At 72.5% G+C, this 15,592-nt stretch carries 10 protein-coding genes and 3 pseudogenes; 6 read left to right on the top strand and 7 right to left on the bottom strand.

Features of this window, described 5'->3' with window-relative positions; genetic code table 11:
* Positions 1–12: 12 nt before the first annotated feature.
* From AOQ53_RS32490 to AOQ53_RS32480, 3 genes are read right to left on the bottom strand one after another with little or no spacing between them, the layout of a single operon-like run.
* Positions 13–1,791: a vWA domain-containing protein gene (locus AOQ53_RS32490; RefSeq protein ID WP_059422715.1), complete on the bottom strand. Its 1,779-nt coding sequence runs from the start codon at positions 1,789–1,791 to the stop codon at positions 13–15.
* The gene (locus AOQ53_RS32485; protein WP_059422713.1) at positions 1,788–4,082 is read right to left on the bottom strand and encodes a hypothetical protein; all 2,295 of its coding nucleotides are present in this window, start codon (positions 4,080–4,082) and stop codon (positions 1,788–1,790) included. The genes AOQ53_RS32490 and AOQ53_RS32485 overlap by 4 nt, the downstream gene beginning before the upstream one ends.
* Positions 4,079–4,960, bottom strand: a complete 882-nt coding sequence (locus AOQ53_RS32480) for a hypothetical protein (protein ID WP_059422711.1) — start codon at positions 4,958–4,960, stop codon at positions 4,079–4,081. The genes AOQ53_RS32485 and AOQ53_RS32480 overlap by 4 nt, the downstream gene beginning before the upstream one ends.
* 270 nt (positions 4,961–5,230) lie before the next feature.
* On the opposite strand from AOQ53_RS32480, the gene AOQ53_RS32475 reads away from it, so the two are divergent.
* Positions 5,231–7,171 carry a beta-N-acetylhexosaminidase family protein gene (locus AOQ53_RS32475; RefSeq protein WP_059422709.1) on the top strand — a complete coding sequence of 647 codons (1,941 nt, stop codon included), beginning with the start codon at positions 5,231–5,233 and terminating at the stop codon, positions 7,169–7,171.
* Here AOQ53_RS32475 and AOQ53_RS46850 read toward each other — a convergent pair.
* The 3 genes and pseudogenes from AOQ53_RS46850 to AOQ53_RS32465 all read right to left on the bottom strand — a co-directional run.
* Positions 7,170–7,256 (bottom strand): annotated as a pseudogene (locus AOQ53_RS46850) (NADP oxidoreductase); the annotation flags it as partial. The gene AOQ53_RS32475 and the pseudogene AOQ53_RS46850 overlap by 2 nt on opposite strands.
* Positions 7,257–7,349: 93 nt before the next feature.
* On the bottom strand, positions 7,350–7,562 hold the full coding sequence (locus AOQ53_RS32470) for an EF-hand domain-containing protein (protein ID WP_059422708.1): 213 nt from the start codon (positions 7,560–7,562) through the stop codon (positions 7,350–7,352).
* Positions 7,563–7,610: 48 nt separating this feature from the next.
* A complete protein-coding gene (locus AOQ53_RS32465) occupies positions 7,611–8,525 on the bottom strand; it encodes a helix-turn-helix domain-containing protein (protein WP_059422706.1) in 915 nt (304 codons plus the stop codon).
* A 47-nt stretch (positions 8,526–8,572) separates the two neighbouring features.
* On the opposite strand from AOQ53_RS32465, the gene AOQ53_RS32460 reads away from it, so the two are divergent.
* Entirely contained in the window at positions 8,573–9,244 is a 672-nt protein-coding gene (locus AOQ53_RS32460; RefSeq protein WP_059422705.1) for a GNAT family N-acetyltransferase, read from the top strand.
* Here AOQ53_RS32460 and AOQ53_RS32455 read toward each other — a convergent pair.
* Positions 9,198–9,823 (bottom strand): annotated as a pseudogene (locus AOQ53_RS32455) (ADP-ribosyltransferase). The gene AOQ53_RS32460 and the pseudogene AOQ53_RS32455 overlap by 47 nt on opposite strands.
* Before the next feature lie 3 nt (positions 9,824–9,826).
* Between AOQ53_RS32455 and AOQ53_RS32450 the strand changes: the two are divergent.
* The 4 genes and pseudogenes from AOQ53_RS32450 to AOQ53_RS32435 form a co-directional block, all read left to right on the top strand.
* A pseudogene (locus tag AOQ53_RS32450) lies at positions 9,827–10,186 on the top strand (family 4 glycosyl hydrolase); the annotation flags it as partial.
* Between the two features lie 71 nt (positions 10,187–10,257).
* Complete coding sequence (locus AOQ53_RS32445; RefSeq protein WP_059422703.1) at positions 10,258–13,302, top strand: alpha-mannosidase; 3,045 nt, start codon at positions 10,258–10,260, stop codon at positions 13,300–13,302.
* 3 nt (positions 13,303–13,305) lie between these two features.
* The gene (locus AOQ53_RS32440; protein WP_059422702.1) at positions 13,306–14,556 is read left to right on the top strand and encodes an alpha-L-fucosidase; all 1,251 of its coding nucleotides are present in this window, start codon (positions 13,306–13,308) and stop codon (positions 14,554–14,556) included.
* Positions 14,557–14,699: 143 nt separating this feature from the next.
* Complete coding sequence (locus AOQ53_RS32435; protein ID WP_059422700.1) at positions 14,700–15,569, top strand: sulfotransferase family protein; 870 nt, start codon at positions 14,700–14,702, stop codon at positions 15,567–15,569.
* Positions 15,570–15,592 lie beyond the last annotated feature (23 nt).

The following is a 15,592-nucleotide window of genomic DNA, read 5'->3' as shown; positions in this document are numbered from 1 at the left end:
CACAGGGAGATGTCACAGAGCGTCCTCGGCCCGCCGGAAGCCGTCCGGCGGGCTGACTGTGAAGTTCGCCTCGCCGTCGGCGAGGCGTCGCCCGTAGCCGACCACGCTGTCGCGCAGGAACGCGGCGCAGTTGTGGGCGGCCGATGCGGCGTCCTGGTGGGGGGCGGCCATGAACGCGGACTCGGGGAAGGTCGCCACGGTGCGCACGGCCGGCGTCTCGGCCCGGCCGAGCCCCAGGGCCACCATCCGCGGTGCGGCGGGGTTGGCGGAGGGGTCCGTCAGCTCCTGGAAGGCGGTGTGCCAGGCGTTCCCCTCGTCGGGCACACCGCCGGTGAGGAAGTAGACGACCGGCCGCAGGACCTGCGCGCCCTCGCTCTTGACGACGGTGGCGTCCTGCCCGATGAGGGACTTCAGGGTGCGGAAGGCCTGGCTGTACGACAGCCCGCGCCGGGCTAGGAGGATCGGGGTCCGCGTGCCGGGCCCGACCCTGGCCAGGGGCAGCCGCTGTTCGGTGGTGTCGGCCATGCCGAGGACGCACAGCCGCAGGACGCTGGAGACGTCCGGTGCTGCGGAGAGCGCGGCGTGCAGCGCGTCCAGGCCGCGCTGGAGCTCGCCGACGCACTCGCGGTCCAGCGACTCGTCCAGGACCAGGTAGATCAGCGCCGTACCCGTGACCGCCGCGGGTGCGGCGGTCCGCCGGGGGGCGGGCTCCGTGACGACGGGCTCCACCAGGGTGGGTGTGGGCCCCGCGGAGCCGGGTACCGCGGCGGCCGGGGCCGGCGCGGCCTGGAGCTGGGGCGCGTCCCAGGGGCGGGCGCCGGGCAACTGGGGCATGACGGCGGAGGCGAGTTGTCCGTCGCCGCCGGTGGCCCGGCCCACCGTGCCGGTCAGCTGCTGGCGCACGTGGTCGAGGTCACCGGCCTGGATCAGGCCTTTCTCCGCCATCACCTGGAACAGACCGAGCGCACGCTGGTTCTGCAGTTCGGCGGTGGCGGCGCGGGCCTCCTCCAGTTGCCGGGCCATGGCGAAGGCGCCCGCGGCATCGTGCGGGTGGGTGATCAGGTAGTGGCGGATCAGTCCCTCGCTGGTGGTGAGGGTTTCGGCGAGCGCCGCCGCCTGCCGGGCCGTGGCCCTGATGGCGAAGTCCTGCTGAAGTGCTTCGAGTTCGCCCTTGCGTACGACGTCGCCCGTGTTCGGCATGTGCTCGGCCGCGCCCCGCGCCTCGCGCCGCCGGGCCTCGATCAGGGACTCCAGATGTGACAGGGATGCGGCGTCGGGCCGCACGGACACGCGGCAGCCGTAGACCTTCAGCCCCTCCTGGAGGACCACCGGGGCGGCGCACAGCTGGTTGAGGTGACGCTCGAGGCCGAAGGAGTCCTCGATCGCGAAGCGCTGTCCGGCGCCGTGGAACCGGCCGACCAGCCAGCCGTGCACCACGGGCAGCGCGTCCGACAGTCCGGAGCGCACCAGGTTCTCGGCGCCCTGCCAGCCGTCGACGCAGAAACAGAAGGAGACCTGCACCTCGAAGGCGTGCACGCCATCGGCGGAGATCAGCGGATTGCGGCCGAGGACGGCGGTGCGCTGCTGCGGGCGCATGTCGACCTCGTAGCGGGTGCAGTACTTGGAGAAGACCTGCTGTGTGGGCTTCATCGGTCGGCCCTCGAAGCACACCACCTCGCCGGCGGCGGTGGCGTAGACGACGGCAAGGTGCGGCTGAGTCGCCTTGGTGGGGCCCACGGCCATGCGGGGCACCGGCGACTGGTTGACGATCAACGACACCGGCTGGGTCACCGGGCACCTCCAGGATGAGCGGAGCCGGCGGTCGCGGTGCGGCGCAGGGCGCTGCCGAGGACCGCCGCGGAGCGGGGCAGGGGGCGGAAACGGTCGCGCTCGGTCCAACGCGAGGTGTACCGCTGAAGGAGCAGGGCGGCGCGCGGACTGGGCTCAGCCACGTCCTCGACGAGGACGCGGACCAGGTCGTCGAGAAGGAGGGGGTCGGTCTCGGCCTGGGCTGCCCAGCCCTCCAGCACGCCCGCTGCCTGGTCGGCGAAGAGTTCGCCGCGGATCACCTCGGACCACAGGTAACCGAGCAGCCGGCGCAGTTCGCTCCCCGGCGCGCTCCGAGCGGCCAGCTGGAGCAGGGTGGGGCGACTGCGCGGCGGGGTACCGACGGCGTCCGGTTCCTCCGCGACGAGGGCGTCGGCGAGGATCAGGAACACCAGGTGGCCGCAGGCGCGGCTGCTCGGTTCGTGCACCATCTCGGCGACCGCGCGCAGCACCACGGGCGCGTGCCCGGCCACGTCCTCCTCCACCAGGTCGGCGCAGGCGTCGCCGATGGCGACGGCTACGCGGATGTGGTCCACGGTGCCGAGCCGGGTGAGCGCGTGGACCGCGGTGTCGAGGTCGGCGCCCCCCAGGCAGAGGCCGTAGGCACGGGCGGCGGCAGCCTGGAACTGCCAGGTGCCGCTGAGGTACCAGCCGTCCACGAGGGCGTGTACGCCGGGCCGCAGCGCGGGTTCGCGGGCGCACACCCGGAGGGCGTAGGCGATGGCCTCGCGGCGCAGGTAGCCGCTGTCCTCGTCGCGGATCCAGCCGGGGAAGACCTGGGTCGCGATGTGGTCGAAGGACTCGGTGGCGATCAGGCCGAGCGCGGTACCGGCGAAACTGCGCACCTGCTGCGAGGGGGAGTCGACCAGTTCGGCCAGCCAGCCGACCAGTTCGTGCTGGATGTGGTACTCGGACCAGGCGTGCCGGATGATCCGCGGCGGATAGCCGGGGTTGCGGTATTCGGCGACGGTGCACGGCAACCGTCCGTAGCTGCCGCGGGTCACGGCGGATACGGTGCGGGCGCGCAGCTTCTCGGCGAACAGCCGCCGGGACCGGGCGAACGGGTCCTGACGCAGGGGCACGGGGCCCTGTTCGACGCTGGCGCTGAGGACGCCCCGCTCACCGCGGAACCGGTCCAGCAGGCTGGAGGCGGCCAGCGCCACGTCTTCCTGCGGCAGGCCGCCGAGGACGGCGAGGGCGATGGCCTGGGTGCGCAGCACGGTGTCGCCGAGCCCCTCGAACCACTCCTCGGGGGACTCGCCGCCGGTCTGGTCCATGCGGGTGCGGATCCGGTCCAGGTCGAGGGCGCCGGCACCGTACTCGTGCGCGAGGACCTCCGCGAGCCGGGCGGCGTCGCGGCAGGCGGCGCCGGCGTCGAGCAGCTCGGCGGCGAGGTCGGCGACGCCGGCCGTGGCGAGGGCGCGCTCGGCGTCGTCCTCGCCGAGCCGCTGCGCCAGATGGGCGGCCAGGACGGTGTCCAGCGCGTCGGGACGGGCGACCCGCTGCACGTACTCTCCGACGGTGCGGTCCAGTTCGGCGTCCGGTCCGGCGATCAGCACCAGGCGGGCGTCGGCCCGCTCCAGCAGGTCCTCCAGACCCGCCAGATGGGAGCCGCGCAGCTCACCGAGGTCCCGGGGACAATCCAGCACCAGGCCGGCGCCGCTTCCGAGCTGCCGCAGCTCGGTCAGGCGGGTCAGTTCCGCCACCGAGTCCAGCAGGTACCAGGCCTTGGCGCCGGCGGCGAGCAGCAGCCGCACGGCGGCCGCGGTCTTGCCCGCGCCGCCCGGCCCGCGCAGCACGACCGAGCGGCGCTGCCAGGCATCGGCCTGGATGTCCTCCCAGCGAGGCGGCGGCTGGAAGGCGTACCGCACGGCCTCGACCATGGCGGCTGCCAGAGTGCGAAGGACGACGCCGCGCTCTCCCGCGGCGTGGATGACGATCTTGTCGCCCTGGACGTGGTCGCCGCCGATGTGGGTCCACGCCTCGCGCAGCAGTCCGGCGCGCAGACTGCCCTGCCCGGTACGGGTGGTGGCTTCGCTGGCGCTCGCGCCCGCCCCGACGTTGAAGGTGTCGGGGGCGGGCTGCGGTGCGTCGGCCTGGGGCGCTGCCGCCGCCTGTCCGTCCGCGCCGCCCGCGGCCTGTGGGGTGCCGCCGTTCGGCGGTGCGGGAGCGGGTCCGGGCGGCGGTGCCTGCTGGGCGGCGGGCGGCGCCGGCGCGGGCGACGGGGCCGGCGCGGGTCCGGCAGGCGTGCTCATGAGCCGTCAGTGGGGGCGACGCGGCGGAGCCCCACCGTGCCGTCCACCCCGTGCGTGTGGTGGTGGACGTTCTTGTCGCCCTCCACGTAGTCACCGGAGACGGCCAGGGCACCGTCCCCCACCACTATCTGACTTCCCGTCACATCGTGGATGTGCGGCATGGGCGGCGGCGCCGGGCTCCCCGTGTCGGCCCCGCCGCCCACTCCTCCCGCGTCGTCGCCCGTGCCGGAGGCTCCCCCCGTTCTCTCGCGGTCACGTGGCGACTCCCCCGGTTCCGCGGGAAGTCCGGGCGGCGCCGGATAGCCGGGTACGGTGACCCAGCCCCGGCGCGGCTCGTCGTGCTTGGTGACGAAGTCGGCCGGCAGATATGCCGCCGGGTCGATGCCCGGGAAGCGGCCCAGGACCACCGACCGGTGTATCTCCTCGGAGACCACCAGCACCAGATGGGCCCTGCGGGCCCGGGCGAGCACCTGCTTGACCGGCTTGGCGTCCACCAGGCGGGCCAGGTCGTTGATCGCGTCGCTGGTCCACCGCTCGCCCCGCTGGATCACCACTCCCTGGTGGAGTCCGGCCCGCAGCCGCATCCGGTGGTCGTCGTTGTACTTGCCGCGGTGCTCCACCAGCGCGTCCTCCAGCCCGCGCACCAGTTCCCGCAGCAGTCTGGTGGGGCTGGTCCCGCTCGGAACCAGGATCAGCACACCGTCGCCGCGGTCCTGCACCAGGCATCGGTCAAGGTCGAGACCGGCGCGGGCCAGCGCGAACTCCACCACGTGGTAGAGCTCTTCGTGCAGCGTCGCCTGGGCGGTCACCGGACGCAGACTGAAGTCCTCGATGTCGAGGAGAACGATCCAGTGACTCAGTGGATCCGGCGCCACCATCGGCGACCTCCCGTGCTCGGGCAGGGCCGCTCGCGCCCCGCGATTATCTGAATACGAGCTGCAACCAGCAGTGTCTACGCCAAGTGGCGCACTGAGTGGTGCATTTGACTATTCGCCCCGCACCACTCACGAGCGGCCGCGCGGGCACTGACCTCGCCCCGGCGGACGTTCCCGCGTTCCGCCCCGCCGGCATCTGCCGCCCCGTCATACTCGGGTCGGGCCCGGCGAGTCGGCCTCGCCGCACCACTACTCGCGCAAGGGGGGAAGGCCGTGCGCGCGTTCCGCGTCCCGACGGCGTTGCTGCTGGGCTTCGTACTCGGCCTCGTATGCGTCCTGTCCGCCCGCGCCTGCACCGCCGACGGCGGCAGCCCGGCCGCGCCGGCCGACGGGGGCACGACCCGTACGGCTCCAGCCGACGGCGCCCGGGCGGCACCACCCGCCCTCTGGCCGCCGCCACGCCAGGTGCAGCGGGGCGGGGAGGCGGTGCGGATCGGCACCAGCGCGGCCGTACACGGCGACGCGGGCACGGACCCGGCCACCTTGCAGGAGGTCGTCCGCAGCCTGCGTGCGGGCGGCGCCCGGCAGGTCCGGATCGGGGACGCGCCGAAGTCCGGCGAGCTGCTGGTCACCGTGGTCAGCGACGGCACGGCGGACGCCCTTGAACCCTTCGCCGTGCAGCCGCCGACAGGCCTCCCCGCCGGCGGGTACGTCCTCGCCGTCGGCACCGACCACGGCGAGCCCCGGGCCGTCCTCGCCGGGACGGACCGGGCCGGCGCCTTCCACGCCGCGCAGACCCTCGCCCAGCTGGTGCGCCCGGTCGGCTCGACGGCCCGCACCACTGTGCCGGCCGTCCGCATCCGCGACTGGCCCGCGACCGCCGTCCGGGGCGTCGTCGAGGGGTTCTACGGCAAGCCCTGGACGCACCGGGAGCGCTTGGAGCAACTCGACTTCGCCGCCCGCTGGAAGCTCAACACCTACCTCTACAGTCCCAAGGACGACGCCTACCTGCGCGCCCGCTGGCGCGACCCGTACCCCGAGAACCAGCTCGCCGAGCTGCGCGAACTGGCCCGGCGGGCGGCGTCCGGCCACGTCTCCTTCGTGTACGCCCTCTCGCCGGGCCCGTCGGTGTGCTACTCCTCCGCCTCCGACGCCGCCGCGCTCGTGCGCAAGTTCGGCCAGCTGTGGGACGCCGGGGTGCGTGCCTTCGCGGTGCCTCTGGACGACATCGACATCAACCGCTGGAACTGCGCGCGCGACGCCGCCGTCTACGGCGAGGGCCGAGGAGCGGTCGGGCGCGCACAGGCGGACCTGCTGAACGCCGTCCAGCGCCGGTTCCTCGACAGCCGGCCCGGCGCCGCTCCGCTGATCACCGTGCCCACCGAATACGACGGGACACGGCCGAGCGCGTACAAGAGCGCGCTGGCCTCCGCGCTGGACCGCCGCATCACCGTCATGTGGACGGGCCCCCTCGTCGTGTCTCCGGCGCTGCGCACCGAGCAGGCCCGCGAGGCCGCCCGGCTGTACGCACACCCGCTGCTGGTGTGGGACAACTACCCCGCCAACGACTACACGGCGGACCGCCTGCTGCTCGGCCCGTACGAGGGACGCGAGCTGGGCCTGCCCGGCGCGGTGGGCGGCCTGACGGCCAATCCCATGAACCAGGCCGCCGCCTCCGGCCCGGCCCTGTTCTCCGTGGCCGCGTACACCTGGAACCCCGCGGCATACCGGCCGGCCGCCGCGCTCGACGCGGGCCTTGCCGTACTCGCGGCCGGCGACGACGAGGCGCTCACCGCGCTGCGCGCCTTCGCCGACGTCAACCACGCCTCCCGGCTCAACGCCCGCCGGGCGCCCGGGCTGGCCGCGCTCACCACCGCCTACTGGCGCGGCGGCGCGGGCGCGGAACGCGCCCTGCGCGAACGCCTCACGGTCCTGGCGGGAGTGCGCGGCACCCTTCCCGCGCCGCTGCGGCGGTCGGCGGCACCGTGGGTGGCGTGCGCGAGCGACTGGGCGCGGGCCGCCCTGGCCGCGATGGCCCTGCGCGAGGGCACCGGCACCCGCGCGACTGTCCTGGCCCACCGCGAGGCCGCCCGGTCCCACTCGGTCACCGACTGGCGCGGCCGCACCCGAACGGTGGCGGTGGGAACGGGCGTCCTGGACGCCTTCGTCGCGAAGGCACTCGACCAGGACCAGCGGAGCGGGGGCCAGCCGTAACCGAGGTGTCCGGCCGCTGCCGCCAGGAGTCGTCGAGGCCGCCCGCGTCGACGGTGTCCAAGCCGGGGTCGTCGATAAGGTCCCGCCCCCTGCGTCTGGCCACGCCGGGTAAGACGAGGGGCCCGGTTCGTCCGCGGACGGACCGGGCCCCACTCCTCGCAGCGCCGGAGCGCCGGCGTCACTTGTTCAGGTAGCCCCAGAACTCGTCGAAGCTCAGCTTCTTGTCGCCGTCGAGGTCGCGGGTCTTGATGACGACCTCGGCGACCGACTCGGTGACGTTCCAGTCGCCGGACCGGGCCAGGGCGGACTTGAACTCGGCAGCGGTGATGAATCCGTCACCATCCGTGTCGATCTGTTCGAACTGCTTGCGTGCTTCCTCGATGTCCGCCACCGATCCGCCCCTACTCTCGTGTTCTGCGTCTTGCTGACGCAGGTCAGATTAACTGCCCGTATGCGCCTCCAGTGCGGCGACCACCCACGCGAACTCCTCGCGGTACGCCGCGCCGGGCCCGGTTCCCTTCACGACGGCCAGCAACTCGCGGTAGCGGGCGATCCGGTTGGTGGCGTGCGACCGCAGCCGCTCCAGCACGGTGGCGGGGTCGGCGTCGCCCAGCAGCTCGCGCAGCACCTGAGCGGCCTCCGGCGCATCGGGGGCGATGCCGCGCTCGCGGGCCCGGGCTCCCAGTTGTACGAGCCGCCGGGAGAACCACAGGGACGCCCCGGCGGGCGCGTCATGGCCGTGGTCGGCCGCGTTGAACTCGGCGGCCGTGCGCATCTCGGCCCTGAAGTCCGGGTCCTGGAGCATCTCGGCCAGCTCCAGCCAGGCGTCCACCTGCTCGGGTGTCGGTTCCTCGGGCAGGTCGGCGGCGGTGTTCCGCATGCGTTCACGGATCACCGGGTCGGCCGTGTCCAGCCCGTGGAAGATCTCGTCGACGAACTCCTCCAGGATGCGCCGCCGCTCGGCCGCCGACAGCCGTGCCAGTCTGTTCATGATGGTCATCTCCTCCGTGCCGGAACCCCGCTTCGCGACCGTCGAGAGCACCGCACGGGTCACCTTGAGCGACCGGATCTGCGCGTCCAGCGCGACCACGTGCGCGGCCGCGACCTGCGCGACCGTCGTCTCACCGGCCAGCACCCGGCGGACGTCCGCCAGCCCGAGGCCGAGTTCGCGCAGGGTCCGGATCAGCTCCAGACGCGCCACGGACGCGGCGTCGTACAGCCGGTAACCGCCTGCGGACCGGCCCACCGGGGGCAGTGCGCCCTCGTCGGACCAGTACCGGATGGTGCGCACGGTCAGTCCGGTGACCCGGGCCAGTTCGCCGATGGTGAGCAGTCCGGTGCCGTCGTCGATCATGTCTGGGAGTCTGGGCCTTCCAGTGGGTGGAGACTCAAGGAGGCTCGGTGGCGGAAACCCTGCGGGACATTCTCGACGCGGCGGCCCGGGGCGTCTTCCCGCCGGCGGACGGCGGGACGACGATCGTGAGCCAGCCCTCCGCCCGGGACGCCGGGGTGATCGCCTTCACGGCTCACTCGGTCGTCTTCACGGACGAGGATCCGGACTGGGTGCGCCGGACTCTGGCCGGTACCGACTGCGACCGGCTCGCGGCCACGATGAACGTCCGCTTCCTGGCGGCACTGATGGACCGGACGGGCCGTGCGTCCGACACGGTCGACGTGCTGCTGACCGGTGCGGCGCTGCCCGGGGAGCCTCCGCTCGCGTTGACGGAGATCGACGATCCCGGCCATCCACGGGTGGCGTCCGCACGCCGGCGGCGTGACGACGTGCGGGTGTGGGCGGCGGACGGCGGGGTGCTCGTGCTGGGCCGTGGCGTGGCCGGGCGGTGGGAGGTCGCGGTCGAGGTGGACGAGGGGGTACGGCACCGGGGGCTCGGGCGGCGGCTGGCGGCGGCGGGGCGGCACCTGGCCGGAGGCACACCGGTGTGGGCTCAGGTGGCGGCGGGGAACGCCCGTAGTCTGCGGGCGTTCCAGGCGGCCGGCTACCGGCCGGCGGGCTCGGAGGTGCTGCTCAGTGCCATGGCTCGTGGTGCGGGTTGCTCTCGCACTCGCTCATGATCTCGGTCCTGGTCCGCTTGTCGACCGGGCAGACGCCGACGATGTACTCGCGGGCGATGCCGCCGGGGAAGGCGGCCTCCCGCTGAACGGCCCACTGGTGGGTGTCGCCGATGGTCTTGTTGACGTCGACGCCGCCGGGGGCGTCGACGTAGTAGTTGAAGGCGGACTTCCACTTCTTGAACAGGTCGTGGTCGTACGTGGCGGACACATCCGGGGACGGCTGGTTGACCAGGACGTACTTCTCCGGGTCGTACTGGCCGTTGACCACGTCCCGGGGGCGGAAGCCCTCCTCGAATACCACGGACGGGCCGCGGCCGTCGGCGCGGTAGAGGGTGCCGCAGCTGGTCCGCCAGGACGGGCCGGGGGTGAGGCGGTCGGTCTGGACCCGGCGGTCGGCGGTGGCCTTGATCTTGTCGTCGAACTGGACGGGGCAGCCGGCCGGTCCGGAGGCGGCGGGCTTGCGGCCGCCGTAACGGAAGCCGCGGGGGCCTGGCCGGGCGTGGCGGCCGTGGTCGTGAGGCCGACCGCGAGGGAGAGGGCGGCAGCGGAGGGTTCAGACCTGCACCTTTCCCGCCACAATAGGTGGCCCTCGCACTGATGCGGGCGATCGCCCGGGACGAGCGCACGACCCTGATCCTCAACGTGCGCAACCAGCGCACCCTGTCGGTCCTGGACACGGACGCCGTCATCGAGGTCCCCTGCCTCGTCGACGCCAACGGCGCCCACCCCGTCACCGTCGACCCGCTGCCCGACCACGCCACCGGTCTGGTCTGCGCGGTCAAGGCGGTCGAGCGCGAGGTGCTGGCCGCGGCGGACTCGGGCTCCCGCGCGACCGCCGTGAAGGCCTTCGCGCTGCACCCGCTCGTCGACTCCGTCAATGTGGCCCGCAGGCTGGTCGAGGGCTACACCGACGTCCACCCCGGGCTGGCGTACCTTAGGTGAACGCTGCTCGGTAAGCGCTTTCCCCTACCGCTTCCCGCCTGCTCGCTCTTCCCGCTTCCTGGAGACATCCCATGCATGACGAAAGCCGCCGGATCGAGGAGCGCGTGCAGCGCCTTCACGACCAGCGCATCAAGTCCGCGATCTACGCGGCGACCGTCCCCTTCGAGGTAGAGGCCTGGCAGGCTCCCGGGGAGCCGGTCCCGTTCGAGGAGGCCGCCGCCGCCTCGTACGCGCCCTTCGCGATGGGCACCCCCTGGGGCCCGCCCTGGGGTACCACCTGGTTCCGCATGCGCGGACAGGTGCCCGAGGAGTGGGCGGGCCGCCGCGTCGAGGCCGTCATCGACCTCGGCTTCGTGGGCGACTGGCCCGGCAACCAGGCCGAGGCACTGGTGCACCTCACGGACGGCACCCCGCTGAAGGCCGTCAACCCGCTCAACCAGTACGTGGCGATCGCCAACCCGGCGCAGGGCGGGGAGACAGTCGACTACCTGGTCGAGGCCGCCTCCAACCCGGACATCCTCGCCGACAACTTCTCGAAGACGACCCCGCTCGGCGACATCCTCACCGCAGGCGACAAGCCGCTCTACACCTTCCGCAGCGCCGACATCGCCATCCTCGACGAGGAGGTCTGGCACCTCGACCTCGACGTCCAGGTGCTGCGCGAGCTGATGCTGGAGCTCGGCGAGCACGACCCGCGCCGGCACGAGATCGCGCACGCGCTCGACCGGGCGATGGACCTGCTGGACCTGGACGACGTCTCCGGCTCCGCCGCCGCCGTGCGCGAAGCGCTGAAGCCGGTGCTGTCCAAGCCCGCGCACGCCAGCGCGCACACGATCTCCGGCGTCGGCCACGCCCATATCGACTCGGCCTGGCTCTGGCCGATCCGCGAGACCAAGCGCAAGACGTCCCGCACGTTCTCGAACGTCACGTCCCTGGCAGACGAGTACGACGAGTTCATCTTCGCCTGCTCGCAGGCCCAGCAGTACGAGTGGGTGCGCGACAACTACCCCAAGGTCTGGGCCCGCATCCAGGAGTCGGTCAAGAAGGGCCAGTGGGCGCCGGTCGGCGGCATGTGGGTCGAGGCCGACGGCAACCTGCCCGGCGGCGAGGCCGTCGCCCGCCAGTTCATCCACGGCAAGCGGTTCTTCATCGAGAACTTCGGCATCGAGACCAAGGGCGTGTGGCTGCCGGACTCCTTCGGCTACAACGCGGCCTACCCGCAGCTCGCCAAGCTCGCCGGAAACGAGTGGTTCCTCACCCAGAAGATCTCCTGGAACCAGACCAACAGGTTCCCCCACCACACCTTCTGGTGGGAGGGCATCGACGGCACCCGGATCTTCACCCACTTCCCACCGGTCGACACCTACAACGCCCGCTTCAGCGGCGAGGAGATGTCCCGCGCGGTCCGCAACTACTCGGAGAAGGGCGGCGCCAGCCGCTCCCTGGCCCCCTTCGGCTGGGGCGACGGTGGTGGCGGCCCCACCCGCGAGATCATGGAGCGCGCCCGCCGGCTGGCGGACCTGGAGGGGTCCGCGAAGGTCGTCGTCGAACACCCCGACGAGTTCTTCGCCAAGGCCCGCGGGGAGTACCCGGACGCGCCCGTCTGGGTCGGCGAGCTCTACCTGGAGCTGCACCGCGCCACCTACACCTCCCAGGCCCGCACCAAGCAGGGCAACCGCCGCTCCGAGCACCTCCTGCGCGAGGCGGAGCTGTGGGCGACGACGGCGGCTCTGCACGCGCCGGGCTACACGTACCCGTACGAGAAGCTGGACCGGCTTTGGAAGACGGTGCTGCTGCACCAGTTCCACGACATCCTGCCCGGCTCGTCGATCGCCTGGGTCCACCGCGAGGCCGAGGCCGAGTACGCCCGCGTGGCCCGCGAGCTCCAGGCGCTGACCGCCGAGGCGGTGGCCGCCCTCGGCGCCGGCGGGACCCGCGTCTTCAACACCAGCCCCTACGACCGCGCCGAGGTGGTCCGCACCGCCGACGGCGCACCGGTGTACGTGGAGGTGCCCGCGAGCGGTTCCGCGCCCCTCGCCGCCGCCGAGCCCCCGCAGCCGGTGACGGTGAACGGCCGGGTGCTCGACAACGGGCTGGTCCGCGTGGAGGTGGCGGAGGACGGCACCCTGTCGTCGGTCCGCGATCTGCGCGCGAACCGCGAGGTCCTGGCCGACCAGGGCAACCTGCTCCGCCTGCACACCGACCTGCCCAACTACTGGGACGCCTGGGACATCGACAAGCACTACAAGAACCGCTACACGGACCTCCTCGACGCCTCGTCCGTCACGGTCGTCGAGCAGGACCCGCTCATCGGCGCGATCCGCGTCGAGCGTGATTTCGGCAAGGGCTCGAAGATCACCCAGACGATCACCGTCCGCGCCGGCAGCCCCCGGATCGACATCGAGACGGACATCGACTGGCACGAGACCGAGAAGATCCTCAAGGCGGCCTTCCCGGTCGACATCCGCGCCCCGCACTCCTCCGCCGAGATCCAGTTCGGGCACATCCAGCGGCCCACGCACACCAACACCAGCTGGGAGGCGGCCCGCTTCGAGGTCTCCGGCCACCGCTGGGTGCACATCGGCGAACCCGGCTACGGCGTCGCGGTCATCAACGACTCGACGTACGGCCACGACGTCTCCCGCACGGTCCGCGAGGACGGCGGCACCACGACCACCGTGCGCCTCAGCCTGGTCCGCGCCCCGCGCATCCCGGACCCCGAGGCCGACCAGGGCCGCCACCGCTTCACCTACGCGCTGCTCCCCGGCGCGACCATCGGGGACGCCGTCGCCGAGGGCTACGCCCTCAACCTCCCGCTCCGGGTGGCCGACGCGGCCGGCGCTCCCACACCGGTCGTCTCCGCCGAGGGCGAGGGCGTGACAGTGGAGGCGGTCAAGCTCGCCGACGACGCCTCCGGCGACGTCGTCGTACGGCTCTACGAGTCCCGCGGCGGCCGGGCCCGGGGCGTCCTGCACACCGGCTTCCCGCTCGCCGGCGCGCAGATCACCGACCTGCTGGAGCGGCCGCTGGAGGAGGCGCCCGTGGACGGCGGCGGCGGTGTTCCCGTGGAACTGCGGCCCTTCCAGATCCTGACACTGCGTCTGCGCAGGGGCTGACCCATGGCCATGCAACCCTGGTTCACCGACGCCAAGCTGGGGATCTTCGTCCACTGGGGCATCTACGCCGTCGACGGCGTCCAGGAGTCATGGTCGTTCTACGACGACATCGTCCCGTACGACCAGTACATGTCCCAGTTCGACCGCTTCACGGCTTCCCGCTACGACCCGCGCGACTGGGCGAGGCTCTTCGCGCGGGCCGGCGCGAAGTACGCCGTGCTGACCAGCCGCCACCACGACGGCGTCGCCCTGTGGGACACGGCGCACGGCGACCTGAACGTGGGCCGCGACCTGATCGGCGGCTACGCCGACGCCCTGCGCGAGCAGGGCCTCAAGGTCGGCCTGTACTACTCGCACTCGGACTGGAGCCACCCCGACTACGCCTCCACCCGCAAGCCGGGCCGACCGCCGGAGCTGGAGGACAACCGCTACTCGGAGGTCGCCGCCGAGGACGAGGACCTGGAGGCATGGGAGAGGTTCCTCGCCTACCGCGACGGCCAGATCCGCGAACTGACCTCCCGCTACCAGCCGGACCTGCTGTGGTTCGACGGCGAGTGGGACCGCAGCGAGGAACAGTGGCGCATCCCCGAACTCGCCGCTCTCATCCGCTCCGAGGTACCGGACGTCGTCTTCAACGCCCGCATGCTCGGCGAGGGCGACTACGCGACGCCGGAACAGGGTGCCCCGGTCATTGCGCCCGAGGGCCCCTGGGAGCTGTGCCTGACGATCAACGACTCCTGGGGCCACCAGCACCACGACCACAACCACAAGTCGGTCGACCAGCTGATCCGCTACTTCACCGAGACCATCGGCGGCGGAGGCAACCTGCTGCTCAGCGTCGGCCCGCGGGAGGACGGCACGATCCCGGCCGAGCAGGCGCAGCGGCTGGAAGGGCTCGGCGACTGGATCGCCAGGCACGCGGAGGCGGTGTACGGCACCGAACGAGGGCTGCCGCCGGGCCACCACTACGGCCCGAGCACCCTCTCCAAGGACCGCCGCACCCTCTACCTGATCCTCTTCGACGTCCCGCGCGCCGAGATCAACGTGCGCGGACTGCTCAGCAAGGTCCGCGGGGTCTCGGTGCTCGACAGCGGCACGGAACTGGCCCACCGGGTCACCGGCGGCCTCCACGAGACACCGGGCGTCCTGTGGATCGAGCCTCCCGCCGCGCCGGACCTCGACCCGCACGCCACGGTGCTGGCCGTGGAACTGGAAGGGGAACTGGAGCTCTACCGCGGAGTCGGCCGATTCTGACGAAAGTTTAAGAAACCGGTGAGTGGCCTGCTCACGGGCGGTATGTGGACGCCCGTGAGCAGGCCGGTTCGCCTACCGGACACCTGAGGTTCGCCCGTTCCCCCTGGGATGCGGAATGCACAACGCGAACGAAAGGTGTCACCGTGCGAGACCCGCGTATGGCTGCGATCGGCAAGGGCCTGAAGCGTCGCGGAAGGCTGGTGATGCAGGCGGTCAGTCCACCGCGCCGGAACCTCGACGCCATCCCCGCCCCGCGCCCGGCGGCCGACACCTACGCCGCCCCGCCCGCCCCCCGGCTGGTGGACTCGCCGGTTTTCGTGCTGTCGTCGGTGCGCTCCGGTTCGACCCTGCTGCGCGTCCTGCTCAACAGCCACAGCCGTATCCGCGCCCCGCACGAGATGCACCTGCGCACGGTGCACGTCAACCTGTCCCGCGACTTCACCGCGGACGCCATGCGGGCGCTCCACCTCGACAAGGACGAGCTGGAGCACGTGCTGTGGGACCGGGTGCTGCACCTGGAGATCACCCGCAGCGGCAAGGACATCATCGTCGACAAGACCCCGCCGAACACCCTCATCTGGCCCCGCCTGCGGCGATGCTGGCCGAACGCCCGCTACATCCTGCTGCTGCGCCACCCCGGAGCGGTCGTCACATCCCTCACCGACCGGCGCGCCGACCCCGATCACGAAGCCGTCCGCGCCGAGGTACTCGACTACAGCGAGAAGCTGGAGGAGGCCCGCCTGAACCTCGCCCCCCATGTGATCACCTACGAGGAGCTCACCACCGAGCCGGAGAAGGTCACCCGGGGCATCTGCGACCACCTCGGCGTCCCCTGGGAGCCCGGCATGCTCGACTACGGCAGCAAGGACCACGGCATCTTCCGCCCCCAGCTCGGCGACTGGTCCAGCACCATCAAGTCCGGCCGCATCCAGTCGGCCCGCTCCGCCGACCCGGACGTCGAACTCCCCCCACGCCTGAGGGAACTGGCCCAGGCGTGGGGGTACAGGGACTGAAGGGTTCAGGGGCTAGCACCCCT

Origin of the sequence: Streptomyces azureus, assembly GCF_001270025.1 — a bacterium.
GTDB lineage: Bacteria > Actinomycetota > Actinomycetes > Streptomycetales > Streptomycetaceae > Streptomyces > Streptomyces azureus.
This window is presented reverse-complemented; position numbering and strand designations above follow the sequence as displayed.